At 31.2% G+C, this 25168-nt stretch carries 23 protein-coding genes; 11 read left to right on the top strand and 12 right to left on the bottom strand.

Going from position 1 to position 25168, the window contains the following annotated elements; translation table 11 throughout:
- Positions 1-11 precede the first annotated feature (11 nt).
- On the top strand, positions 12-1988 hold the full coding sequence (dnaG, locus tag D3P13_RS09895) for a DNA primase (protein WP_117881871.1): 1977 nt from the start codon (positions 12-14) through the stop codon (positions 1986-1988).
- Here dnaG and nadE read toward each other — a convergent pair.
- Complete coding sequence (nadE, locus tag D3P13_RS09890) at positions 1985-2776, bottom strand: NAD(+) synthase (protein WP_117881868.1); 792 nt, start codon at positions 2774-2776, stop codon at positions 1985-1987. The two genes, dnaG and nadE, sit on opposite strands and share 4 nt — an antisense overlap.
- An 87-nt stretch (positions 2777-2863) precedes the next feature.
- Here nadE and gldB point away from each other — a divergent pair, with 87 nt between their 5' ends.
- Positions 2864-3823: a gliding motility lipoprotein GldB gene (gene gldB / locus D3P13_RS09885; RefSeq protein ID WP_117881866.1), complete on the top strand. Its 960-nt coding sequence runs from the start codon at positions 2864-2866 to the stop codon at positions 3821-3823.
- Positions 3824-3904: 81 nt separating this feature from the next.
- Entirely contained in the window at positions 3905-4240 is a 336-nt protein-coding gene (gene gldC / locus D3P13_RS09880; RefSeq protein ID WP_117881864.1) for a gliding motility protein GldC, read from the top strand.
- 53 nt (positions 4241-4293) lie between these two features.
- Here gldC and folK read toward each other — a convergent pair whose 3' ends face one another.
- Positions 4294-5436: a 2-amino-4-hydroxy-6-hydroxymethyldihydropteridine diphosphokinase gene (gene folK / locus D3P13_RS09875; protein ID WP_117881862.1), complete on the bottom strand. Its 1143-nt coding sequence runs from the start codon at positions 5434-5436 to the stop codon at positions 4294-4296.
- A 255-nt stretch (positions 5437-5691) separates the two neighbouring features.
- Between folK and sppA the strand changes: the two genes are divergently transcribed.
- The gene (gene sppA, locus D3P13_RS09870; protein ID WP_117881860.1) at positions 5692-7452 is read left to right on the top strand and encodes a signal peptide peptidase SppA; all 1761 of its coding nucleotides are present in this window, start codon (positions 5692-5694) and stop codon (positions 7450-7452) included.
- Here the strand turns inward: sppA and D3P13_RS09865 are convergent, their stop codons facing one another.
- Positions 7453-8331: an AraC family transcriptional regulator gene (locus D3P13_RS09865; protein ID WP_117881858.1), complete on the bottom strand. Its 879-nt coding sequence runs from the start codon at positions 8329-8331 to the stop codon at positions 7453-7455.
- A gap of 209 nt (positions 8332-8540) precedes the next feature.
- Here D3P13_RS09865 and D3P13_RS09860 point away from each other — a divergent pair, with 209 nt between their 5' ends.
- The 3 genes from D3P13_RS09860 to D3P13_RS09850 all read left to right on the top strand — a co-directional run bounded on the left by D3P13_RS09860 (position 8541) and on the right by D3P13_RS09850 (position 10959).
- Entirely contained in the window at positions 8541-9122 is a 582-nt protein-coding gene (locus D3P13_RS09860; protein ID WP_117881856.1) for a hypothetical protein, read from the top strand.
- Between the two features lie 337 nt (positions 9123-9459).
- The gene (locus D3P13_RS09855; RefSeq protein WP_117881854.1) at positions 9460-10041 is read left to right on the top strand and encodes a hypothetical protein; all 582 of its coding nucleotides are present in this window, start codon (positions 9460-9462) and stop codon (positions 10039-10041) included.
- A gap of 339 nt (positions 10042-10380) precedes the next feature.
- A complete protein-coding gene (locus tag D3P13_RS09850) occupies positions 10381-10959 on the top strand; it encodes a hypothetical protein (protein WP_117881852.1) in 579 nt (192 codons plus the stop codon).
- An 84-nt stretch (positions 10960-11043) separates the two neighbouring features.
- Here D3P13_RS09850 and D3P13_RS09845 read toward each other — a convergent pair whose 3' ends face one another.
- The 4 genes from D3P13_RS09845 to D3P13_RS09835 all read right to left on the bottom strand — a co-directional run bounded on the left by D3P13_RS09845 (position 11044) and on the right by D3P13_RS09835 (position 12474).
- A complete protein-coding gene (locus tag D3P13_RS09845) occupies positions 11044-11529 on the bottom strand; it encodes a dihydrofolate reductase (protein WP_117881850.1) in 486 nt (161 codons plus the stop codon).
- A complete protein-coding gene (locus D3P13_RS09840; RefSeq protein ID WP_117881847.1) occupies positions 11526-11909 on the bottom strand; it encodes a 2TM domain-containing protein in 384 nt (127 codons plus the stop codon). Before D3P13_RS09840 ends, D3P13_RS09845 begins: the two co-directional genes overlap by 4 nt.
- Positions 11910-12040: 131 nt before the next feature.
- Positions 12041-12190 carry a hypothetical protein gene (locus D3P13_RS21915; protein WP_157972881.1) on the bottom strand — a complete coding sequence of 50 codons (150 nt, stop codon included), beginning with the start codon at positions 12188-12190 and terminating at the stop codon, positions 12041-12043.
- Between the two features lie 92 nt (positions 12191-12282).
- Positions 12283-12474 (bottom strand): hypothetical protein, encoded by a 192-nt coding sequence (locus D3P13_RS09835; RefSeq protein WP_117881845.1) that lies wholly within the window; start codon positions 12472-12474, stop codon positions 12283-12285.
- 302 nt (positions 12475-12776) lie between these two features.
- Between D3P13_RS09835 and D3P13_RS09830 the strand changes: the two genes are divergently transcribed.
- Positions 12777-13076, top strand: a complete 300-nt coding sequence (locus D3P13_RS09830) for an isoamylase early set domain-containing protein (protein WP_117881843.1) — start codon at positions 12777-12779, stop codon at positions 13074-13076.
- A gap of 61 nt (positions 13077-13137) precedes the next feature.
- Here D3P13_RS09830 and D3P13_RS09825 read toward each other — a convergent pair whose 3' ends face one another.
- The 5 genes from D3P13_RS09825 to D3P13_RS09805 form a co-directional block, all read right to left on the bottom strand.
- On the bottom strand, positions 13138-13962 hold the full coding sequence (locus D3P13_RS09825) for a thymidylate synthase (protein ID WP_117881841.1): 825 nt from the start codon (positions 13960-13962) through the stop codon (positions 13138-13140).
- Positions 13963-14064: 102 nt separating this feature from the next.
- The gene (locus tag D3P13_RS09820; RefSeq protein WP_198680011.1) at positions 14065-15432 is read right to left on the bottom strand and encodes a NupC/NupG family nucleoside CNT transporter; all 1368 of its coding nucleotides are present in this window, start codon (positions 15430-15432) and stop codon (positions 14065-14067) included.
- 438 nt (positions 15433-15870) lie between these two features.
- Positions 15871-16473: a bifunctional nuclease family protein gene (locus D3P13_RS09815; protein ID WP_117881839.1), complete on the bottom strand. Its 603-nt coding sequence runs from the start codon at positions 16471-16473 to the stop codon at positions 15871-15873.
- Positions 16474-16557: 84 nt separating this feature from the next.
- The gene (locus D3P13_RS09810) at positions 16558-17526 is read right to left on the bottom strand and encodes an electron transfer flavoprotein subunit alpha/FixB family protein (RefSeq protein WP_117881837.1); all 969 of its coding nucleotides are present in this window, start codon (positions 17524-17526) and stop codon (positions 16558-16560) included.
- A 43-nt stretch (positions 17527-17569) separates the two neighbouring features.
- Positions 17570-18316, bottom strand: a complete 747-nt coding sequence (locus D3P13_RS09805; protein WP_117881835.1) for an electron transfer flavoprotein subunit beta/FixA family protein — start codon at positions 18314-18316, stop codon at positions 17570-17572.
- Between the two features lie 140 nt (positions 18317-18456).
- Between D3P13_RS09805 and D3P13_RS09800 the strand changes: the two genes are divergently transcribed.
- The 3 genes from D3P13_RS09800 to D3P13_RS09790 all read left to right on the top strand — a co-directional run bounded on the left by D3P13_RS09800 (position 18457) and on the right by D3P13_RS09790 (position 25111).
- Positions 18457-19437, top strand: coding sequence for a pyruvate dehydrogenase complex E1 component subunit beta (locus D3P13_RS09800; protein ID WP_117881833.1), 981 nt, complete (start codon positions 18457-18459; stop codon positions 19435-19437).
- Positions 19438-19517: 80 nt separating this feature from the next.
- The gene (locus D3P13_RS09795) at positions 19518-22001 is read left to right on the top strand and encodes a DUF5686 and carboxypeptidase-like regulatory domain-containing protein (RefSeq protein WP_117881830.1); all 2484 of its coding nucleotides are present in this window, start codon (positions 19518-19520) and stop codon (positions 21999-22001) included.
- Positions 22002-22153: 152 nt separating this feature from the next.
- A complete protein-coding gene (locus D3P13_RS09790) occupies positions 22154-25111 on the top strand; it encodes a DUF5107 domain-containing protein (protein WP_117881828.1) in 2958 nt (985 codons plus the stop codon).
- The last annotated feature ends 57 nt before the right edge of the window (positions 25112-25168 follow it).

The following is a 25168-nucleotide window of genomic DNA, read 5'->3' as shown; positions in this document are numbered from 1 at the left end:
CCCAAACTTATATGATAACGCAAAACACCATAGACAAAGTTTTTGAAACGGCTCGGGTCGAGGAGGTTATTGGTGATTTTGTTCAGCTAAAAAAAGCGGGAAGTAACTTTAAAGGGTTAAGCCCTTTTGTTAATGAAAAATCGCCATCTTTTATGGTGTCTCCTGTAAAGCAAATCTGGAAAGATTTTAGTTCTGGTAAAGGCGGAAATGCTATTTCCTTTATAATGGAACATGAGCATTATACCTATCCGGAGGCCATACGTTACTTGGCAAAAAAATACAATATAGAAATTGATGAAACGGAGCAGTCTGACGAGCAAAAAGTGCAGGCAAGTGAACGTGAAAGTATGTATTTGGTTTCTGAATATGCACGTAATTATTTTCACGATGTTTTATTAAATACGCAAAAAGGAAAGGCTATTGGGTTAAGTTACTTTAAAGAACGTGGCTTTACCGATGAAACCATTAAAAAATTTGAATTGGGTTATGCTTTAGATGAATGGTCTGCTTTTACGGATGCTGCTTTAAAGAAAGGATATCAATTAGATTTTTTAGAAAAAACAGGACTAACCATTGTTAAAGAAAATCAATTAGACCCTACACAAAGCAAAAAATTTGACCGTTTTAAAGGACGTGTACTTTTTCCGATACACAGTATGGCAGGTCGTGTGCTAGGTTTTGGAGGTAGAATTTTAACTTCCGATAAAAAAGCAGCTAAATACCTTAATTCACCAGAAAGCGAGCTATACCATAAAAGTAAAGTTCTTTACGGTATATTTAATGCCAAGCAAAGTATTGCCAAAAAAGACAACTGTTATTTGGTGGAGGGATATACAGATGTTATTTCTTTTTATCAAAGAGGAATACATAATGTAGTGGCTTCTTCTGGTACGGCATTAACGTCAGATCAGATTCGTTTGGTAAATAGATTAACGCCTAATATCACGGTGCTGTTTGATGGTGATGCAGCAGGTCTGAGAGCCTCAATTCGAGGTATTGATTTGATTTTAGAGCAAGGCATGAATGTTAAGGTAGTCATGTTTCCTGATGGCGAAGATCCTGATAGTTTTGCAAAGAAAAATTCTTTAGAAAAATTAGAAGCCTATTTAGATGCGAATGCTCAAGATTTTATTCGTTTTAAGGTATCTATACTGATGGATGAAGTTAAAGATGATCCGGTAAAAAAAGCAGGATTGATTAGAGACATTGTCGCTACTATTTCAAAAATTCCGAATCAGATTCAACGAGAAATATATGTCCAAGAATGTGCTAAGATTATGGACATTTCTGAACGTGTTTTGTTTAGTGAATTGGCACAGTTATCAAAAAATGAAGAACGAGAAGCCTCCAAGCGTCCTAAAGATAATCAACAAGAATCTTTTACGGTTGTAAAGACGGAAGCTGTAGCTTTTAAAAAAACAGATCAATTAAATAAATTAGAAAGGCAATTGATAGAAATTCTCTTGCTTTATGGTAATAAAGAAATTGATTTTGAGGATTATGTAGAGGTTGAAGATGAAGAGGGTAGAATAAAATTGGTTAAAGAGAATTATCAAAACAAGATAGCGAGTGAAATCTATTTGCATTTACAAGATGATGAGATTGAGTTTAGCAATGCTACTTTTAAAAAAATATATTTTGACGTTATTCATCAGTTGAATCAAGATGAAAAGATAAGTTCAGACGGGTTTATAAATCACGAAGACCCTGAATTGGGTAGAGTGGTTACTGATATTTTAATGGACGATGAGAAATATGCATTAAGCGATTGGGAAAGTAAAGAAATATACGTTCGTACAAAAGAGAAAAGCCTTTCTAAATTGGTTATGGATGCCATTTTAAATTTGCGTCGCATCTTAATTGAATTAAAAATTAAGGAGCTTATCGAGGAAACTCCTGATGACGACCGACATTCTATGTTAGAGATGATCGTGAATTATACAAAGCTTAAAAAGCTTCTTTACGACAGGTTGAATAGGGTAGTTTAATCCATTAACTCCTCAGGGATCTCGCAAACTGGTATTGCCACCATTTTATGTTTATTAGCTCTGTGGCGTTGTAAGTAAATTTCAACAACTCGTTTTGCTCGTCCGTCAAAATCCTTTAACGTTTTACCTTGAGCAATCATTTTCATAGCCCATTCTAATTCATCATAACTCGCTCCAATTTGGTCTTCATCAGTTCTAGAGTCGCCAAATAAACCGTCTGTAGGTTTTGCAATTAAAATAGATTCAGGTACTTTTAAATGTGCTCCAATTTTATAAACTTCAGATTTCATTAAATCAGCTATTGGACTTAAATCTACACCACCATCACCATATTTTGTAAAGAAGCCTACACCAAAATCTTCTACTTTGTTACCTGTACCACATACCAAAAGACCATGTATACCTGCAAAATAATAAAGTGTACTCATTCTTAATCGTGCTCTAGTGTTTGCCATAGATAAATCCACTTTATCATTAGCGGCTTCATCAGGTAGTAAATCATCAAAAGCATCAAAAACAGAGGATAGGTTTATGTTCTTAGAACGTACTTTTGGGTAACGTACTTTAAGTTGTGCAATGTGCTCTTGAGCTCTTGTAACTTGACTTTCAGCTTGGTGTATGGGCATTTCTAAGCAAAGTAACTCTAAACCCGTTTCGGCACAAAGTGTAGAGGTAACAGCAGAGTCAATTCCACCAGAAATTCCGATTACAAATCCTTTAACTCCAGCTTTAGTCGCATAATCCTTTAGCCAATTAACAATATGTTTTGTTACTTTTTCTGTTTGCATTGTAAAACAATTTAGTAGTTTTGTCGCACGTAAATCCTTACGCTATAATGATAAAAACGTTTTAGCGAAAATACTAAATTTTAATAAATGTATAAATACGTTTCTTTCTTAATCTTACTATTAACTTTAATAAACTGTACAAAAAAAGAGAAGTCAGACATTGACGTTTCTGATATTTCAGTTAAAGTTGATGTAAACCGCTTTGATCAAGAGTTTTACACATTAACTTCAGAAAAGTTACCTCAGTTAAAAAGTAAATATCCTTATTTGTTCCCAGCTCAAAACCATGATAGTATTTGGTTACATAAAATTGAAGATAAAGATGAGCAGGAATTATATACAGAAACGCAGAAAGTATTTAGTGATTTTTCAACTGAAAAAGAACAAATAGTGGAGTTATTCAAGCATATTAAATATTATTATCCAAATTTTAAATCACCCAAAGTAATAACTTTACTATCTAATGTTGATTATGAAACTAAAGTAGTTTATGCAGATAGTTTGTTATTTGTTTCGTTAGATGTTTATCTAGGAGAGGATAGTGAAATATATCAGGATTATCCTAGTTATATAAAACAAAATTTCACAAAAGAGCATTTAATTGTTGATGTAGCAAATGCAATTACAAATGTTCAAATAATGTTTTCAACAGATAGAACTTTTGTTTCTAGAATGGTACAGCAAGGTAAAAAGTTGTATTTGCTTGATGCGTATGTACCAGAAGTTAATGATGCTGAAAAGATAGGTTATACCCAAGAACAAATAGAGTGGGCGGAGTATAATGATGAAGAGGTTTGGAAATATTTTATTGAAAACAAAATATTATTTAGTACTGAGCAAGAACTCTCTCGACGGTTTATTGATAATGCTCCATTTTCAAAATTTTATAGAGCCAATGATAATGAAACACCCGGAAGTATTGGAGTGTGGTTTGGCTGGCAAATTGTAAGAGCATTTATGCAAAATACGGACACGTCTTTACAAGATATGTTAAAAATGAAAAACGAAGAGATATTTAAAAAATCGAAATATAAGCCAAGTAAATAGTATTCATTTGGGTGTTTTTAATTACCTAAACGTAATAGATCATAAATACTATTAAATTACTTTCACTAATATACTAATCCTATGTCAAAACATAATTCCGAAATAAAATTTACTGTAGAACTAGACGAAAATAAAATTCCTGAAAAATTATCTTGGGATGCCAAAGATGGAGGAATTGATAATGAACCTACAAAGGCGGTTTTAATTTCTGTTTGGGATGATAAAAAGAAGGAAACTTTGAAAATGGACTTATGGACAAAAGATATGCCTCTTGATGAAATGCAACACTTTTTTCATCAGACATTACTTTCTATGTCAGATACATTTTATCGTGCTACTAATGATGAAAAAATGACAGCAACAATGCGAGATTTTTGCGACTATTTCGCTGAGAAATTGGAGTTATTAGAGAAATAGTATCCTTTTTATGATACTTACGTCTTATTTTTTTGAGATAGTAAACGGTATGTTTATTCTTTGACAGTGCTTTTGTCATTATTGATTATATCAATAACGGTGTGGTAATCTTCACTGTTTTTCTCAAAATTCATTTCAGAGACATCAATTATTAATGTGTTTAAATTTTGCTCTGTTTTAATAAAGTTAACATAGCCCTGATGTATTTGTTCTAAATATTCAGGTTTTATGTTTTGCTCATATGCTCGTCCTCTTTTTTTAATATTTTCTAGCAGGCTATCAATACTCTGGTAAAGATAAACATACAAATCGGGCTTGGTAATTTCTTTATACATTACATCAAAAATGCGTCTATATAATTTATATTCTTCGTTAGATAAAGAAACTTGTGCAAAAATGAGAGATTTGAAAATATAATAGTCGGAAACAATAAAGTTTTTAAATAAGTCAAACTGAGCTAAATCATCTGAAAGTTGTTGATATCTATCTGCCAAAAAACTCATTTCTAAAGGAAAAGCATATTTTTCCATGTCTTCGTAATACTTGGGTAAAAACGGATTGTCAGCAAAACGTTCTAATACTAGTTTTGCATTAAAGTCATCACCAATCATTTTTGCTAATGTTGTTTTACCAGCACCAATATTTCCTTCAATAGCTATGTAATTGTATTTTTCAATAATTGATATAGGTCGTGTTAGAGTTAGATTGGTCTTTTTAATTTCCAAGGCATCATCACAATGGGCCAAACATTTAGTTATTGTTTCTTTGGCTATAGGGTGTTTAAGTAACGGAGCAATTTCAGCCAAAGGCACTAAAACAAATTTACGTTCTAACATACGTGGATGCGGTACCGTCAAATTGTTGTAAAAAATGACTTCATCATCAAATAGTAGCACGTCAATGTCAATTATCCTAGCTTTATATGCTGTTGAGGTACCTCTATTTCTACCAAGTTCTGTTTCAATTGTTAAAACACGTTCTAATAAATTTTCAGGATTTAAGTGACTAGAAACTGCAATACAAATATTTAGAAAATCATCACTATCAAAACCCCACGAAGCTGTTTTGTAAACAGAAGATATTTTGGTAACTCTACCTACGTTTTTAGCAATTGAATTAATCGCTAATTGTAGATTTTCTATGGGATTTCCAACGTTACTACCCAATGATAAATATGTGGTTCTTTGAATTTTCATGAAAGTGGTACAAAGAAAAATAAAATCATTAGATAAAAGATTATCTTTGCCGCTCAATTTATAAACATTTTAAAATGTTAATAGTATTTTGTTGTAACATTTTAAATAATAACAAGACCTATTAGGGAAGTAAAATAGTTCATTTGGTTTCGATGTAATTAAGAAAAATGAACCAGCATGTTGAAAATTATGATTTCATGAGAATGATAAATTGTAAAGCACATGTTATAATTGAAAAAATAAATATATAGATACATGAAATTTTTAAGGGAATTATTAGCAGCAATATTAGGAGTTTTTATTGCAGTAGGTTTAATGTTTGTAATATTGGTTGTTATTATATCGGCCTCTACCGAGGATACAGCTGTTTCGGTTAAAAACAACTCTGTGTTGGAGTTAAATTTAGAAAGTCAAATATTAGATTATGCACCTAAAAGTAGTGATCCATTTGCTGAAATATTTGATATGGAAGAAGGGAAAATTGGTTTGCAAGAAATTTTAAACGCTATTGAAAATGCTGAAACAGATGACAAAATTAAGGGAATAAATATTAATACATTATTTGTAAATGCGGGGACAGCTCAAATACAAGCCATAAGAGATAAATTATTAGATTTTAAAAAATCAGGTAAATTTATAACAGCCTATGCTGATTATTATTTACAAAGTAATTATTATTTAAGTTCAGTGGCAGATTCTATTTTTGTAAACCCTGTTGGGGAAGTTGATTTTAGAGGGTTGTCAACGGAGATTTTATATTATAAAGACTTACAAGAAAAGTCAGGAGTTAAAATGGAGGTTATTCGTCATGGTAAATATAAAAGTGCAGTTGAACCATTTTTAGCCAATGAAATGAGTGAAGCAAACAGAGAACAGGTTTCCTCTTTTTTGAACTCTATTTGGAATGAAATCGTCGTAGATATTGCCGAAAGTAGAAATAAAACAGAAGAAGAAATAAATGCTATTGCTGATGACTTATTAGCAAGAACTCCACAACTGGCCATAGAAAATAACATGATTGACGGTGAGCTATACAATGATGAATATACAGATAAATTGAAGAGTTTGGTTGGAATTGAAAAAGATAAGAAACTAAATAGCTTGTCTATTTCTGATTATATATCAACAGGAAAGGGGAGGATAAAATCATCAGCATCTGATAAAATTGCCATAATCTACGCACAGGGTGAAATAATATACGGTAAAGGAACACTAGAGGTTGTTGGACAAGAAAAAATTATTGAAGCCTTAACAAAAGCAAGAAAAGATGATAAAATTAAAGCGATCGTTTTAAGGGTGAATTCGCCAGGTGGTAGTGCTTTAGCCTCTGATTTAATGTGGAGAGAGTTAGAATTAACCAAAAAAGAAAAGCCTCTTGTGGTTTCTATGGGTAATTATGCTGCATCTGGAGGATATTATATAGCTTGTAATGCTAATGAAATTTTTGCAGAGCCCACTACAATTACAGGGTCTATAGGTGTCTTTGGAATTATACCCAATTTTAGTGAATTAACAAAGAAAATTGGTGTTAATGCAGAACAAGTTGGTACTAATAAAAATTCGTTTGCTTACAGTCCTTTTAAACCGATGACTGACGAATTTTATAAAGTTGCTAAGGAGGGTGTAGAAGGTATTTACAAAACTTTTGTAAGCCGTGTTGCTCAAGGTAGAAATATGACAGAAGCAAAAGTTGATAGTATTGCTCAAGGAAGAGTTTGGACAGGGGTAGAAGCTTTAGAAAATGGTTTAGTAGATAAGTTAGGAAGTTTAAATGATGCCGTTAATAGGGCGGCAGAGTTGGCAGATATAACTGATTTTGGTATTACCAATTACCCACGTTATAAAACTGATTTTAAAGATGCATTTAATCCACTTTCATTTATTAGAATGAGTAAAGAAAGTATTTTAAAAGAAGAATTGGGAGTTGAAAATTACCAAATTTATAAAAACATAAAAGCGTTTTCAACTCTAAAAGGTGTACAAGCGAGAATGCCATTTGAGCTAAAAATTAAATAATTAGCCTTGCTTGATTAAGTGTTTTATCTCACTTCTATATTTAGAAGCACTTTTTCCTGTAATCTCATTAAATAATTTGTTGAAGTGTGAAAAATTATTAAAACCACATTCAAAACAGATATCTGTTATGCTTGACTGACTTTCTGAGAGTAATTTGGTTGCGTGTACAACGCGATATTCATTAACTAGCTTTGTAAAAGTCTTACCCGTGGCTTTTTTAAAATATCTACAAAATGCGGGTACAGTCATACTTACTTTATCTGCTATTTCGTCTAATGGAATCGGCCGTTGAAAATTGGTGTTGATATGCTTAAAAATCATATCAATTTTCGCACTGTCTTGAGCTTCTGTTTCAAAAGAGAAGCCATCTACATTTAATAATGTATAATCTTCTGCTTTGGCTAAATCATTTAAGATTTCAAGCAATAGGCTTATCCTCTCAAACCCTTTTAAATCAATTAAGTGTTGAATTTTGGGACCAACAACCTCTTTTGTTTCCGGTCTGTATAGCAATCCTTTTTTAGCTTTTTCTAGCAATAAATCAATCGCATTCATTTCTGGAATCTTAAAGAAGTTTTCTCCTAAGAAATCAGGCTTAAATTGCACAATTGTTTCTGTACCTCTGGTGGTAAGACGATCTGCAAATCCGTTATGTGGTAGGTTAGATCCAATTAATATGAGTTGACTGTTATTGAAATATGACAAATGGTTACCTATATGTCTCTTTCCTTTTCCTTTATCAACATATACTAATTCTATTTCTGGGTGAAAGTGCCAAAATGCGGAGTTCTTGTTTTTTATCTTTTTAGTATGCTGCATTACCAAAACAGAACTTCCAAAATTTGGACTTATCTTTTCAAAAGTTGGTTTCTTAATCATTGTCATATTATATATTATTGTTACAAAATTACGAGATATTATCCGGTAAACCTATAGACATTTAACAACTTTATGTTCTAAATTAACATTTTTAAATGGTGTGTGGATTAATTGTGTTAATATACTATATAAATGTATTAAAATTGATGTTTTCTAGAGTCAAAGGTAGCTATACATTTGTAGCATAAATATTTCTAAAAAAAGAAAAGATGAAACAAGTAATAAAAAACAGTTTAGTAATAGTAGTATTATTCGCTACTATGATTAGTTATGCAAATGAAATTGCAACTAACGAAAATGATGATGTAACTAACGTAACATTAAATGATGTAACAGAAGGTTCTGTATTGAGTATAAAAGATGTTCATGGTTTAATTCTTTACAAAGAAACTATAAAAATTAATGGTGATTATTCAAAGAAGTTTGATTTAACTTCATTACCTGATGGAAAATATATTTTTGAGTTGGATAAAGATTTTGAAATTAATTCTATACCCTTTAATGTAAAGCGTAATGTAGTAGATCTTAATATTGAAAATAAGTCTGTCGTTTTTAAACCAGCTATGGTTCTTGAGAATAATATGTTAAGAATTCAAAAAACCATTCTTAATTCTGAAAAAGGATTGAACATAAAAATTTATTTTGAAAATGGAGACTTAGTACATTCAGAGAAATTTAACAATGAAAAGTTAGTAAATAAGACGTATGATTTTTCGAAAAGTTTAAAAGGTAAGTATAAAGTGTTGTTATCAACTGAAGATAGAACATTTGTAAAAGAGATAGATCTTTAAAAGACATTTGTGATATAAAATTCATAAATATTTAATTAGTTAGTTTGAGTAAAAAGTGAGTGTTGTGGCTCACTTTTTTTTTTGTTTTAGAATTAACTAATTATTTTATTGAATAGGATCATGTTTTAGGTATAGTAGTGTATATGAATCTATTTCTATTCAAGTCTAGTTTTATGAAACTACAGAAAGTTAACCAAAATATACACTTAATTAACCCTGTTATCAGTTTGGTAATTATATTTTGTTAATATAACATATATATGTATTAATATTGATGTTTTCTAAAAGTAGAAGTCCCCATACATTTGTAGTATAAATAATTCAAAAAAAAGAAAAGATGAAACAAGTAATAAAAAACAGTTTAGTATTAGTAGTATTATTCACTACTATGATTAGTTATGCAAATGAAATTGTAACTAACGAAAATGATGATGCTACTAGCGTAACATTAAATGATGTAACAGAAGGTTCTGTATTGAGTATAAAAGATGTTAATGGCATAATTCTTTATAAAGAAACTATAAAAGTAAGTGGTGATTATTCAAAGAAGTTTGATTTAACTTCATTACCTGATGGAAATTATATTTTTGAATTGGATAAAGATTTCGAAATTAAATCTATACCCTTTAATGTAAAGCGTAATGTAGTAGATCTTAATATTGAAAATAAGTCTGTAATTTTTAAACCAGCTATGGTTCTTGAAAATAATAGGTTAAGAATCCAAAAAACGATTCTTAATTCTGAAAAGGGATTGAACATAAAAATTTATTTTGAAAATGGAGACTTAGTGCATTCAGAGAAATTTAACAACGAAGAGTTAATAAATAAGACGTATGATTTTTCGAAAAGTTTAAAAGGTAAGTATAAAGTGTTGTTATCAACTGAAGATAGAACATTTGTAAAAGAAATAAATCTATAAATGACATTTGTGATATAAAATTCATAAATATTTAATTAGTTAGTTTGAGTAAAAAGTGAGTGTTGTGGCTCACTTTTTTTTTGTTTAAAAGTCAACACTTTGGTTTAATAGAATTTGAATATGCTTTAGGTTGAGTAATGCATAATAACCTATTTCTATTCAGGTCATAATTTTATAAAACTACGGAAAGTTAACCTAAATATATTCTAAATTAACCGGTAAAATTAGCTGTTAATTGTATTTTGTTAATATACTATATATATGTATTAATATTGATGTTTTCTGAAAGTAGAAGTCCTCATACATTTGTAGTGTAATTAATTCTAAAAAAATAAAAACATGAAAAATGTGATCAAAAAAAGTTTAGTATTAGTAGTATTATGTACTACGATGATTAGTTATGCAAATGAAATTGTAACTAACGAAAATGATGATGTTACTAACGTAACATTAAATGATGTAACAGAAGGTTCTGTATTGAGTATAAAAGACATTAATGGTTTGATTCTGTACAAAGAGACGATTCAAATTAATGGAAATTATTCAAAGAAATTTGATTTAACAGCATTACCAGACGGTAATTATATTTTTGAATTAGATAAGGAGTATCAAGTTAAATTAATTCCTTTTGATGTAAATAAGAATAAGGTTGTTTTTGATAAAGAAAATGAATCTATCTTTTTTAAGCCTTCAGTAGTAAATAAAGATGGACTCCTAACAATTCATAAAACAATTCTAGACTCTGAGTTTTTAGGCTTAAGTATTTTTTATGAGAATGGAGATTTGGTTTATTCTGAGAAAATTGAAAATGACCAAATATTTAATAAAGTATATGACTTTTCTTCAAGTATGGCTGGGAAATATAGAGTTATACTCTCCAATAAGGATATGTCATTTGAAAAAGAAATTAAAATATAAAGACATTTATGATAAGTTAAATCATAGATATTTGATTAGTTAGTTTGAGTAAAAAGTGAGTGTAGTGGCTCACTTTTTTTTTGTTTATAATTTTTTTCTTTTATAAAGAATAAAGCTATAATTGAATTCATGTTTATCATCTGCTAAAAAATCTTCACGATGTTTTTCTTTCCAAATATTAGCGTCTATTTTAGGGAAAAAGGCATCGGCTTCAAATGAAGCATCCACAAATGTCAAATCTAGTTCATCTGCTATTTTTATAGCTTGAGAATATATTTGAGCTCCACCTAGAATATAAGGATTAGTATCAGAAGTACTTTTAATAGCTTCTTCTAATGAGTGAACAATTACACAATTTTCCGCTTTGTAACCCTTGTTTCTAGTAATTACAATATTGGTTCTATTAGGTAAGGCTTTACCTAAAGATTCAAAAGTTTTTCTACCCATAATTACATCATGTCCAGTGGTAACTTTCTTAAAACGTTTTAAATCGTCGGGTAAGTGCCAAATAAGTTCATTATTTTTACCTAGTTCACGGTTCTTGCCAATGGCAGCAATAATAGTAATCAATGGTTTAAAGTTTTTTTTTCTGAACCAGAAATTTTATCATTTGGAGTGATAACTCCTTTTTTAATAAGTTCTCTTTCTAATTTATCAGATTTCAGTTCGTGTTTGTCCATTAATTTCTCAGTTTCAATACGTTCCCATTCTTTACCAAAGAATTTATTGGTAACAAAAACATTAATAAAATGAAATATCCAAATTAAAAGCCAAAAAGCAACGGCATATTTAAACCATTCGCCATACTGATTTCCCACCTTAAAAAAGGTGTTTAACACTATTAAAAAAAATGAACCCACTAAAAAAACAATAAAATGGTAGTATAACCTCTTTTTTTGTTTTACGCGTTTTCGTGCTTTTTCATATATTTCAATTTGTTCCTTTTCCATTAATTTTGATTAAGCTTTTTGGCTGGTTTATCAACCAACAAAGTAATTGGTATTGTGTATTTTACTCCTACAGGTTTACCTTTGAGGTTTCCAGAAGTCATTTTCGGTAAAGAATTAATTACTCTAATAATCTACCTTTCTAACATCTCATGTTCCCCTCTGGCCTTAACATCTATTATATTACCATCGTTTTCAATTTCAAAAATAACAAATAATTTTGTTTTGTCTAATTTTTCACATTCAGGAAAAATTGGCACATTTTCAATAATCTCTAATGGCATAGTTTCTGATACTACCTTCTCTTCTTGTTAGAATACAATAGACGAGCAAAAATCATATACTAAAATTATTAGTTAATTCTCCATACTTTTAATTACATGCTTTTTAACCATTCTTTAATATAACCACCAAAATCTTCAGGCTCTAAGGCGTTGTTTTTATTGTCAAATTCAATGTGTTCACTTTCAAGTGTATTCAAAATCGTCTGAATGGCGGTCAGCTTATTTTCATCATCAATTTGATTGATACGGTCAATTAAATCTTTTTTTAAATCTTCTTTTTTCATGATACTTTATTATTTAGAGTTTTTCTTATGCAATTATTTAATGCCTTATTTATCAAATAGGTAGGTTATAACTATTTAATAAGGGCATTTTTATAGTAAAATGTTTATAAATTTACAATTTTTATTCAAAAAAAAGAATTTAAAAATAATAATTATATAATATTTAACGATGAATTTTGAGTTTTTCATTTTTTTGTTATTTAAAATTAAATTATTGTTAAATCGACTTAATAATCAGTGGATTAGCGATGAGATGTAGAAAAACTTAATTAATTTTGCTCTAATTTAAAAAACACAAAATTATGGCAATTACTAAGAATTATTTAAAAACAAAACCAGTTTGTAAGGTAACATTTACTTTACCTGAAGCTGACGCTGAAAAAGTTGCAGTTGTTGGAGATTTCAACAATTGGAAACCTGCAAAAAAATATGAGCTAAAAAAACTAAAAAATGGTAACTTCAAAGGAACTATCGATTTAGAAAAAGGTACTTCATATCAATTTAGATATTTAGTTGATGGAGCTTACAAAAATGATGAGCAAGCAGATAGTTATGCATTTAACGAATTTGCCGGTACTGAAAATTCTGTTTTAGAATTATAGTAAGTAACTATTAAAAATAATAAATCCCAAAATCCTTCGATGGATTTTGGGATTTATTATTTTATACAGCTACGGCACCTTTTATATGCGGATGGGGATTATAATTTAATAATTCAAAATCTTCAAATTTAAAGTTAAAAATACTTTTTACTGCGGAGTTTATTTTCATTTTTGGAAGCGGTCTCACATCTCTAGATAATTGTAATTCTAGTTGTTCAACATGGTTATTGTAAATGTGTGCATCTCCAAATGTATGAATAAATTCTCCCGCTTCATATCCGCAAACTTGTGCAATCATCATCGTAAATAAAGCATAAGAAGCAATGTTAAAGGGTACGCCTAAAAAAATATCAGCACTTCTTTGATAAAGTTGACAAGACAATTTACCATCGGCTACATAAAATTGAAAGAACGCATGGCAAGGCGGTAAAGCGGCTTTTCCATTAGCTACATTTTCGCTAAATGATTTTGATGTATCTGGTAAAACGGAAGGGTTCCAAGCGGAAACCATCATTCTTCTACTGTTAGGGTTATTTTTTAATGTGTCTATTACATCAGTAAGTTGATCAATTTCATCACTATTCCAATTCCTCCATTGATGTCCGTAAACAGGTCCTAAATCACCTTTGTCATCCGCCCAAGCATTCCAGATTCGCACACCGTTTTCTTGTAAGTATTTTATGTTAGTATCTCCATTTATAAACCAAAGTAATTCATAAATAATCGATTTTAAATGCAATTTTTTAGTAGTCACCATTGGAAAGCCATCTGATAAATCAAATCGCATTTGGTGACCAAAAACACTTTTAGTACCCGTACCCGTGCGATCACCTTTTTCGTATCCATTTTCTAAAACATGTGTTACTAAATCGTGGTATTGCTTCATTTTTATCTATTAATTTGAATCAGCAAAATACTGAAAAGTGTTATAATTAAATGTAATTGAATTTCTATTTTATTAAAAGTTTATTAACGAAGGTTTGGTTTACTATCCAATAATCATCCCTGCAATGGTAGCAGAAATTAAGGAAGCTATGGAACCTCCAATTAAGGCTTTCATACCGAATTCAGACAATGTTTTACGTTGTCCTGGGGCCAATGAACCAATACCACCAATTTGAATCCCAATAGAAGCAAAGTTAGCAAAGCCACAAAGCATATATGTAGCCATAATTATTGACTTTTGATAAGTTAAATGTGTTGCATTAGCAATATTTTTTAAATCTGCTAATTGAATATAACCAACAAATTCACTTGCTGCTAATTTAATACCCAAAAGCTGACCCATTAACATCATGTCTTCTTTGGCAACGCCTATTAACCACATTAATGGGGCAAAAACGGTACCCAAAACAGCTTCTAAAGAAAATTTAGGGTAAGGGGTATTTACAGCCATCCAATTATTAAGTGAAGTAATATCACCTAACCATCCAAACACACCATTAATCATTGCAATAAAGGCTACAAAAACTAAAAGCATTGCTCCGACATTTACGGCTAACCTTAAGCCTTCTGTTGTACCATTTGCAATAGCATCTAATATATTAGAACCTATTTTTTCTGAAGACACTTGTACGTCAGTATTTATAGCTTCAGTTTGTGGATACAATATTTTTGAAACAACGATGGCTCCTGGAGCTGCCATTACTGAAGCTGCCAAAAGGTGCTTGGCATACATTAATCGTAACACGGGATCATCACCACCTAAAAAGCCAATGTAGGCTGCTAACACAGCACCAGCAACAGTGGCCATACCACCAATCATAACAAGCAGCATTTCAGATTTATTCATTTTTTCTAAATAAGCTTTTATAAGAAGCGGAGCTTCTGTTTGACCTAGAAAAATATTACCTGCCACCGATAAGCTTTCAGCACCAGAAATGCCCAAAAACTTCGTTAAAAGCATGGCCATTAATTTTACAACCTTCTGTATAATGCCTAAATAGAATAATACAGAAGTAAGTGCAGAAAAGAATATAATTGTTGGAAGCACTTGAAAAGCAAAAATAAATCCGAAAGTATCCATATCAACCACGAGGCCTTCAAATAAAAATTTACTACCTGCTCTGGTAAAATCTAAAATACTTACAAAAATTCCGCCTACAAATTCAAATCCTTTTTGAATAAAGGGAACTTTCAATACACCTATAGCTATAATCAATTGAAAAAGGAGTCCAATACCGACTGTTTTCCATTTAATTCCTTTTTTGTTAATGCTAAAAAGGTAGGCGATAAATAGTAAAACTATCATTCCAAGAACTCCCCTCCATAAAGAGTTTATAGAAAACCCTTGGCTTGGAATTAATTTATCTTCGGTTACTTGTTGGTTGATAAAATTGTTATGTGTATCAGCAATAAAAGTAAAAACCTCATTACCGTTTTTTAGCTTTAAATGATTGTCAGAATTTTCTATAATTTGATAATAAAAATCAACTTTTGATGGTGTTTTCTGCTGGAATAATAATAAGTCTTGATTTATTAACCAAAAACCGGAACCAGAACTGTTGTTTAATTTTGAAGTATATTCACCACTTTCATTTAAAGACAAAAACTCTTTACTCTTTATAAATTCAACATCTGATTTTATACTATCAGGATATTTTTGATATAGAATATGACTAGATAATTGCCAGTATTTTATAATAGAATCTTGTTTGGGTTCAGCACTTTTTGTTTCCGCGAGTGAAATTGAATCTGTTAGTGTTTCTTGAGCTGATATATTAGTATTTAAACTAAATAAGACTAAAATAAAAATAACGAAATTACGAGTCATATGCTAGTGCGGGTTGGTCTTTTATTTTTGTCTTTTAGAGATTTCATCTCTTAATTTGGCTGCCAATTCATAATCTTCATTTGCAACGGCCTCATTCAACTGTTTATTCAATTCTTTTATGGAAATTTCTTTTAAGGAAGATTCTTCGGCAAGTTCAATAGCCATTTCTTCAACTTCTATTTTAGTTTGTGTTAATTTAGGCTCATCTTTTATTTTTAAAAAGATACCTGCTTTGTCTAAAATATTTTCGTAAGTAAAAATTGGTGCATTAAAACGAGTTGCCAATGCTATGGCATCAGAAGTTCTAGCATCAATAATTTCTTCAATTTTATCACGTTCACAGATAAGGCTAGAATAAAACACGCCATCAACTAATTTATGAATGATAACTTGTTTCACTTTAATGTGAAAACGGTCAGAAAAAGTTTTGAAGAGGTCATGTGTTAGCGGTCTAGGTGGTTTTATTTCCTTTTCTAGAGCTATGGCTATAGATTGTGCTTCAAAAGCACCTATAATAATAGGTAAGGTGCGTTCGCCTTCTACTTCACTCAAAACCAATGCATAAGCACCGCTTTGTGTCTGACTATATGATATACCTTTTATGTTAAGGCGGACTAAACTCATAAATTATAATATAAAAAAACTGTCTAATAAAGGACTTATGTATCCAAAATATAGACAGCCTTTGAGTGGCACAATTTACTAAAATTATGCGTTTTGAGCCTTAAATTCTTTTAACTTTTCTATTAATTTTGGTACAACTTCAAATGCATCACCAACAATACCATAATCGGCAGCCTTAAAAAACGGTGCTTCTGGGTCAGTATTAATAACAACTTTTACCTTTGAAGAATTGATTCCGGCCAAATGTTGTATCGCACCTGAAATTCCTATAGCAATATATAAATTGGCGGCTACGGGCTTTCCTGTTTGACCAACATGTTCGCTATGTGGTCTCCAACCTAAATCGGAAACTGGTTTAGAGCATGCCGTAGCTGCACCTAAAATATCAGCTAATTCTTCTATCATTCCCCAGTTCTCAGGACCTTTTAATCCACGACCACCAGAAACAACAATATCTGCATCTGCAATTGTAACTTTACCTTTTGCTTTATCAATTGAGGTAGAAGTGATGTTAAAATCTCCTTCAGCAAGAGTCGGAGTGAAATCTTCTTCAGTTGCAGAAGTTTTACTTTCTACCAAACCAAAAGAATTTTTTGCCAATCCAATTAGTTTTCTAGCCGTTTTAATTTCTGTATTATCAAAAGCTTTATTAGAAAAAGCTTTTCTTTTTACTGTGAATGGTGAAATAGAGCTGGGTGCGTCGACAACATTTGAAGCATACCCTGCTTCTAAATTTACTGCCAATAGTGGAGCTAGGTAAATACCATCATTACTTGAGTCAATAATGATAACATCAGCATTTTCTTTTTCTACCCCTTGCTTTATTACATCAGCGTAGGCTTTTGCATTGAAATTACTGAGTTTTTCATTGTTTACTTTTAAAATTTTTTCAGCACCATAGTCTGACAACATTGAAGCGTTCTCAGCATTTATAGTAAGCACACATAAATTGGTTCCTAATAGTTCGGCAACTTTTTTACCATAAGAAACTGCTTCAAAAGCGATTTTTTTAAATTTTCCTTCAGAGGATTCTGCGTATACGAGTACAGACATATTTTTTTATATTAGATATTAGACTTTTCTTGATTCCGTGACCTTAAATCACTTTAGCTTCATTGTGTAATAAATCAACCAACTCACCAACATTGTCGGCATCAATTAATTTAACAGCACCCTTTGCTTCTGGTTTTTCAAAACTTTTTGATTCTGTTGTTGCCTCAAATGAGATCGGTTCTACAACAGTTAATGGTTTTTTTCTAGCCATCATAATTCCTCTCATATTCGGAATTCGCAGATCTTTTTCTTCTACAACTCCCTTTTGACCTCCAATTACTAATGGTAAGCTTGTGCTTAATGTTTCTTTACCACCATCAATTTCTCTTATAACTGTTGCCTTATCACCTTCAACTTCTAAACCAATACAAGCATTTACGAAGTTAAAATCTAAAATACCAGCCAACATACCGGGAACCATCCCTCCATTATAATCAATAGATTCTCTACCAGCGAGTATTAGGTCATAATTGCCATTATTTGCTACTTCAGCCAATTGCTTAGCGACGAAATAACCGTCAGATGCATCAGCATTAATACGAATAGCTTCATCGGCTCCTATGGCCAAGGCTTTACGCAAAGTTGGTTCCGTAGAGGGATTACCTACACTAACAACAGTTACAGATGCTCCCTGTTTTTCCTTAAACCACATGGCTCTTGTTAAAACAAATTCATCGTATGGATTAATTACAAACTGAACACCATTAGAGTCAAATTTAGAATTACCATCGGTAAAATTAATCTTTGAGGTTGTATCAGGAACGTGACTTATACACACTAATATTTTCATTTTTTAAACTATTTTAATTATTTAAGGCGAAGTTACTACTTTTTTTTCATTTTACTATGCACGCATAGTAAAATATTTGATTGATAATCTTATAAACTAGCCTTAATTTTCTATTTTTGCATAGTAATTTTATAACCAATATGAGAACAATTCAATTTAGAGAAGCTATTTGCGAAGCAATGAGCGAAGAAATGCGTAGAGACGAATCTATTTATTTAATGGGTGAGGAGGTCGCAGAATATAATGGTGCTTACAAAGCTTCCAAAGGTATGTTAGATGAATTCGGTGCTAAACGTGTTATAGACACACCAATTGCTGAGCTTGGTTTTGCAGGGATTGCTATTGGTTCAGCGATGAATGGAAACAGGCCTATTGTAGAATATATGACCTTTAATTTCTCTTTGGTTGGTATAGACCAAATTATAAACAATGCGGCAAAAATCAGACAAATGTCTGGTGGCCAGTTTAATTGCCCTATAGTTTTTAGAGGACCAACGGCTTCAGCAGGTCAGTTAGGTGCAACACACTCTCAAGCTTTTGAGAACTGGTTTGCAAATACTCCTGGTTTGAAAGTAGTTGTGCCATCAAATGTATATGATGCTAAAGGTTTATTAAAAGCTGCCATTAGAGATGATGATCCTGTAATTTTTATGGAATCTGAACAAATGTATGGTGATAAAGGTGAAGTGCCTGATGGTGAATATGTTTTGCCAATTGGTGTTGCTGAAATTAAAAGAGAAGGTACAGATGTTACGATTGTTTCTTTTGGAAAAATCATAAAAGAAGCTTATAAAGCTGCAGAAGAATTAGAAAAAGAAAATATTTCAGTAGAAATTATTGATTTACGTACGGTAAGACCGATGGATCATGAGACAATTATAAAATCTGTAAAGAAAACAAATAGATTAGTAATTTTAGAGGAGGCTTGGCCTTTTGCTAGTGTGTCATCAGAAATTACATATCAAGTACAAGAACAAGCATTTGACTATTTAGATGCTCCAATACAAAGAATAACTACTGCAGATACACCAGCTGCATATTCACCTGTCCTATTAAAAGAGTGGATACCTAACTCGGAAGATGTGATTAAAGCAGTTAAGTATGTTCTTTATGTAAAATAATGGCATTAAATTTGTAATAATCAAACCTTTTACAACAAGTTGTAAAAGGTTTTTTTTATTAATACTCTAAATTTTAACTATTGAAATATTTAATAATATTTTTTTTATTAATCACCTCGTTCGCTTTTTCGCAAGTTAAAGTAGGTGGTAATATTGTAGATGAGCAAGGGGAACCTATACCGTTTGCTAATATCATTTTTAAAGGCTCCACAGAAGGTGGTGTATCTGATGAGAATGGAAAGTTCTATATTGAATCAGAAAATACGTATACAGAATTAATGATTTCTTTTCTTGGTTTTGAAACCAAAATAATCCCGCTAAAAGCGAGAAATTTTGATCTTATAATCGTACTGAAAGAAGATGCTGCTGCCTTAGATGAGGTGCTGCTTTATTCTGGTAAAACAAAGAAAAAAGGAAACCCAGCAGTTGAAATACTAAAGAAAATATGGGCAAAAAAACGTCAAAACGGATTACGTTTATATAAGCAATATGAGTATGACAAGTACGAGAAAATAGAGTTTGACTTAAACAATATTGATGAAAAGTTTAAGAAAAAACGACTTTTTAAAGGAATGGAGTTTGTTTTTGAGAAAATTGATACCTCTAACATCACAGGGAAGCCTTATTTACCCATTTTTATAAATGAAGCCTTATATAAGGTATATGGTAAAAATAAACCTTCTCAAAAATCAAATGAAACCTTAATTGCAAATAAAAACTCAGGTTTTGATAGTAACCAAGAACTAATTGAGTTTGTAAAACAATTATATGTAGACTATAATATTTACGACAATTATCTGAAATTTTTCGATAAAAGCTTTACCAGTCCAATTTCAAGAACAGGGGTTTCGGTTTATAATTATGTATTGGCTGATAGTGCTTATCTTGGTAATAAATGGTGTTACAATATTGTTTTTTATCCAAGACGGAAAAATGAACTTACTTTTAAAGGTGACTTTTGGGTGAACGATACCACGTTTGCTATTCAAGAAATTGAAATGAATGCAAGCCGAAGTGCAAATATAAATTGGGTAAAAGAAATTTATGTAGCTCAAGAATTTGAAGTGTTAAGTGATTCTGTTTTTCTATTAAAACGAGATCATATGATGTCTGACTTTTCTTTTAATTCTAAGGATAAGTCAAAAGGAGTTTATGGTCGAAGAACCACACTATATAACAATTACGAATTCGAAAAAGAACGCGATGATGATGTATATAAAGCAAAAGTAAGTTCTTACGAAGAAGAAATATATAATAAGCCTGATGATTTTTGGAGTGAAAATCGAATGGAGAAACTGAATAAAGATGAGGTAGGGGTATATAAGATGTTAGATACCTTAAAAACGGTTCGAAAATTTAAACAGTTATATAATGTTGGGGCCACATTAGCCACTGGGTATTGGCAAATTTTTGATGGGTTTGACTATGGGCCACTTTTTTCCTCTTTTGGTAGTAATGATATAGAAGGTTTTAGGGTTAGAGTAGGAGGGAGAACCTATTTTAGCCAGAATGATACATGGCGTATTCAAGGATATGCAGCTTATGGCTTTAAAGATGATAAAGTAAAGTATGGTATATCAGGTAAGTGGTTAGTTGATAAAAGAAATAGAATAATTTTATCGCTGGGTAATAGGCGAGATATAGAACAAACAGGGGTAAGTTTAACAACGGCAAATGATGTTCTTAGTCGTAGTTTTGCCTCATCCTCATTCTTTTCTAGAGGCGATAATTATAGTTTAACCAATGTAAATCTTACCAATTTAGCTGTTGATGTTGAACCCATAAAGAATTTAAACTTTAGACTTGGAGCAACTTACAAAACATTGAGTTCTGCTGCACCAGACTCCTTATTTAATGTTAGCTATTTTGATAAAAATGGTTTTGAACAAGCTAAAATAAAACAAACAGAATTGGATGTCGGTATTACTTATACTCCTGGACGTAAGACAGCGGGATTCGGAGTGGAACGAAATGTAAGTAATGAAGGTAGATATCCTACCGTATATTTGAGTTATACCAAAGGCTTAAAAGGATTTTTAGACAGTGATTTTGATTATGATAAGCTCCAGTTGTATTATAGACATAGGGTTTTGATGGGTGGTTTTGGTAAGTTAAAGTATTTTCTAGAAGTGGGTAAAACTTTTGGAGAGGTGCCATTGACCATGTTAGATGTAGTTCCTGGAAATCAAGCCATATTTACAGCACCACGAACTTTTGATTTACTTAATTATTATGATTTTGTAACAGATGAATATGCTGCATTGCACATAGAGCATAATTTTAATGGTAGAATCTTTTCGAGAATACCATTACTACGTAAACTTAATTGGAGAGAAATAGCGGGAGCTAGAGCCGTTATAGGAAATTTATCTGACAAAAACGTTGCCTTAAGTGCGTTTGATTTACAAGGTAAGGCACCAACAAAACCGTATTACGAATATTTCGTTGGTGTAGATAATATTTTTAAGTTTATAAGAATTGACTTCGTCTTTAGAGGAAATTATTTAGACATGCCCGGAGCAACGAAGTTTGCTGTAAAAGGAGGGTTTGGATTTTATTTTTAATGAGGGGCTTCGAATAAAGAATCATTTTAAGATTTCATGAGCTTTCTCCAATTGTAAGAACGTAGTTATACTAATAATTATATTTTTAGTTAATAAACTATTATATTTAACAAAATTAATTTTTTTGAATTAATGTTAATTATATAATAGCCATGTTTAAAATTTGCCTCTTTATTAGTGCATCCTTATTTTCCAATCTTGTTTTAAGTCAAGAAATTGCTACAGTTAAGGAAACTACAAAAAGCTATATTACGTATCCATTTTCTGATCCGAATCCAATTCCTGAAGACAATAAAATTTATCCATATTTTCGTTTTGACGGATTTTCTGATAAGGGGTTGAAAAAAGAATGGAAAGTAGTTGAACTTGAGAATGAATATATAAAAGTCCAAATTATGCCGGAAATAGGGGGTAAAATTTGGACGGCCTATGATAAGAAAACTAGTAAGGATTTTTTATATAATAATGGCGTAGTAAAATTTAGAGATATTGCGATGCGTGGGCCATGGGTAAGTGGAGGTATAGAAATGAATTATGGAGTTATTGGTCATACTCCAAATAGTGCTACTCCGGTTGATTACTTAGTGAAAAATAACGGTGATGGTAGTGTCAGTTGCTATGTATCTACATTAGATTTGCTAACTCGAACCCGTTGGGTTGTTGAGACTAAACTAGAAAAAGATAAAGCCTATTTTACCACAAGGTCCTATTGGTTTAATGCAACAGGTGTTGAACAACCTTATTATACATGGATGAATGCAGGGATTCCTGTTGGGCAAAAATTAGAATTTTTATATCCTGGAAATCATTATATCGGTCATGATGGAAGTAAGCACAATTGGCCAATAGATAGTAAAGGACGCAATCTATCTAATTATGAGGAAAATAATTTTGGATCTTCAAAATCATATCATATTATAGGTTCTCAGCGTAATTATTTTGGAGCTCTATGGAAAAAAGATGATTTTGGTATGATTCATTTTGCGAATAGAGATGATAAATTGGGGAAGAAAATATTTCTTTGGGCACAATCAGATTCGGGTAAAATTTGGGAAGAATTGCTTACCAATGATAGTGGGCAGTATGTAGAAATACAGAGTGGTAGATTATTTAATCAAAATGTAGTTGAAAGTAGTTTAACCCCTTTTAAACAAGTTGGCTTTATGCCATACAATAGTGATCAATGGATGGAATATTGGTACCCCTTCAATGGATTGGGTGGATTTAGCCATGCCAACAAAACGGGTGCGTTTAAAATTGAAACGCTACCAGACAATGTGCTTTCAGTAAAGATAAGTCCTGTACAATCTATTAGGGATACGTTACGTGTTTATAATGCTAATAGATTACAGATTGGAAGTGCAGTTGTAAATGCTAATCCTTTAGAGCTTGTTCGGATTGATATAAAATTGCCTACTGATGAGGTGGTTGCTAGTATCAATTTAAATGAAGAAAATATTGATTTTGTTTTGGAAGTAGCCGAAAAAAACATAAGCAGACCCATGCAAATTCCTGAAAATTTTGATAGAGAAAGCTCCTTTGGACTTTATTTACAAGGACGCGATTTGAATAGGTTTCGCCAATACGGTGAATCTGAGGTGACAATCAAAAAATCTCTAACAAAAGATGCTTTGTTTCTTCCTTCTTTAGTAGAGATGACCAAATTAAAAATTTTCAGAATGGATTATGATTCTGCATTTTATTATGGAAAAAAGGCGTTGAGCATTGATACTTATAATGGAGAGGCAAATTATTATTATGGATTGACAGCGTCAAAACTTGCGAACCATATTGATGCCATAGATGGGTTTGAAGTTGCTGCTTTAACGCCAAACTATCGCGTTGCTGCATATACAGCTTTGGCACATTTATATTTATCTAAACATGATTATTTAAAAGCTAATGAATATGCATTGCTGAGCGTAACAAGTGATTCAAACAATATTGAAGGATTTCAGATTTTACATGTTTTAGCAAGGATACAGAAAAATGACGAACAAATAAAAGTAACCCGAAATAAAATTGAAAAATTGAATCCATTAAACCATTTTATTCGGTTTGAGGATTTTTATAGGTCGCCAACTGATACTAATCTTGAAAAATTTCAATCGCTTATAAAAAATGAGCTACCCATAGAATCATACTTAGAATTAGCAATTTGGTATGCCAATAATAATAGATTTAAGGAAAGTATTGAGGTGTTAAAATTATCACCTAAAAATAGCGAGGTGTTCTTTTGGTTAGCATGGTTGAATAAGGGTATAAATAAATCTGACTCCGATTTATATTTAGATAAAGCAGAAAATTCAGATCTATCGTTTGTTTTTCCATTTAGGGAAGAAACAGCAGAAATTTTAGAATGGGCTAACGTTCAAAAAGAGTCATGGAAAGTACATTACTTATTAGCATTAATTCATAATTTTAGAGGTAATAAAGAGAAGGCATTAGATTTGTTAAACAAATCTCTTGGCCCTAATAATTTTGCTCCTTTCCATTTTTTGAAGGCTAAACTGGACATTAATGGAAGTGTTGATAAAAAGATAAAGTTGATAGAAAAGGCAATTCAAATAGAGCCTAAAGAGTGGCGTTATTACCGGATGGCTGCAAAATTAAATATTCAATTAAAGCATTACAAAGACGCTGTAAAAATATTGGAAAAATGTTATAAAAATAATACTAAAAATTACATTGTTGGATTAGATTTAACTAAGTCTTATATGTTAAATAGCCAATACAAAAAAGCGGAACATATATTGTCTAATATTAATGTATTACCATTTGAGGGAGCTACAGATTCGTATCGATACTATAGACAAACGAAGTTAATGTTAGCATATAATTTAATGAATAAGAAAAAATACACCCAAGCATTAAGTAAGATAGATGAGGCGGAAATACGTCCTAGAAATCTCGGAGTAGGTAAGCCTTTTGAGGAACTGATTAATAATGATTTAGAAAATCGAATGAGAGCGAGTGTTTACAAACAAATGGGTGACGAAAACAGGTATCAAAAATATACTGATAGCATTAAGCGTGAAGTTAAACTTGGTCAAACATTATTAGAAGCGATTAACGATATATCATTCAAGTCTGACCAAAGAATGTTTTAATAGTGTATTTGCTGGGTTTTTAATGGATAAATTATAATGTGTAATTTTCAAAATAAA

It is taken from the genome of Aureibaculum luteum (assembly GCF_003449015.1).
In the GTDB taxonomy this organism is placed as follows: Bacteria; Bacteroidota; Bacteroidia; order Flavobacteriales; family Flavobacteriaceae; genus Aureibaculum; species Aureibaculum luteum.
The sequence above is the reverse complement of the archived record's forward strand: the minus strand, read 5'-3'. Positions and strand labels throughout refer to the sequence as shown.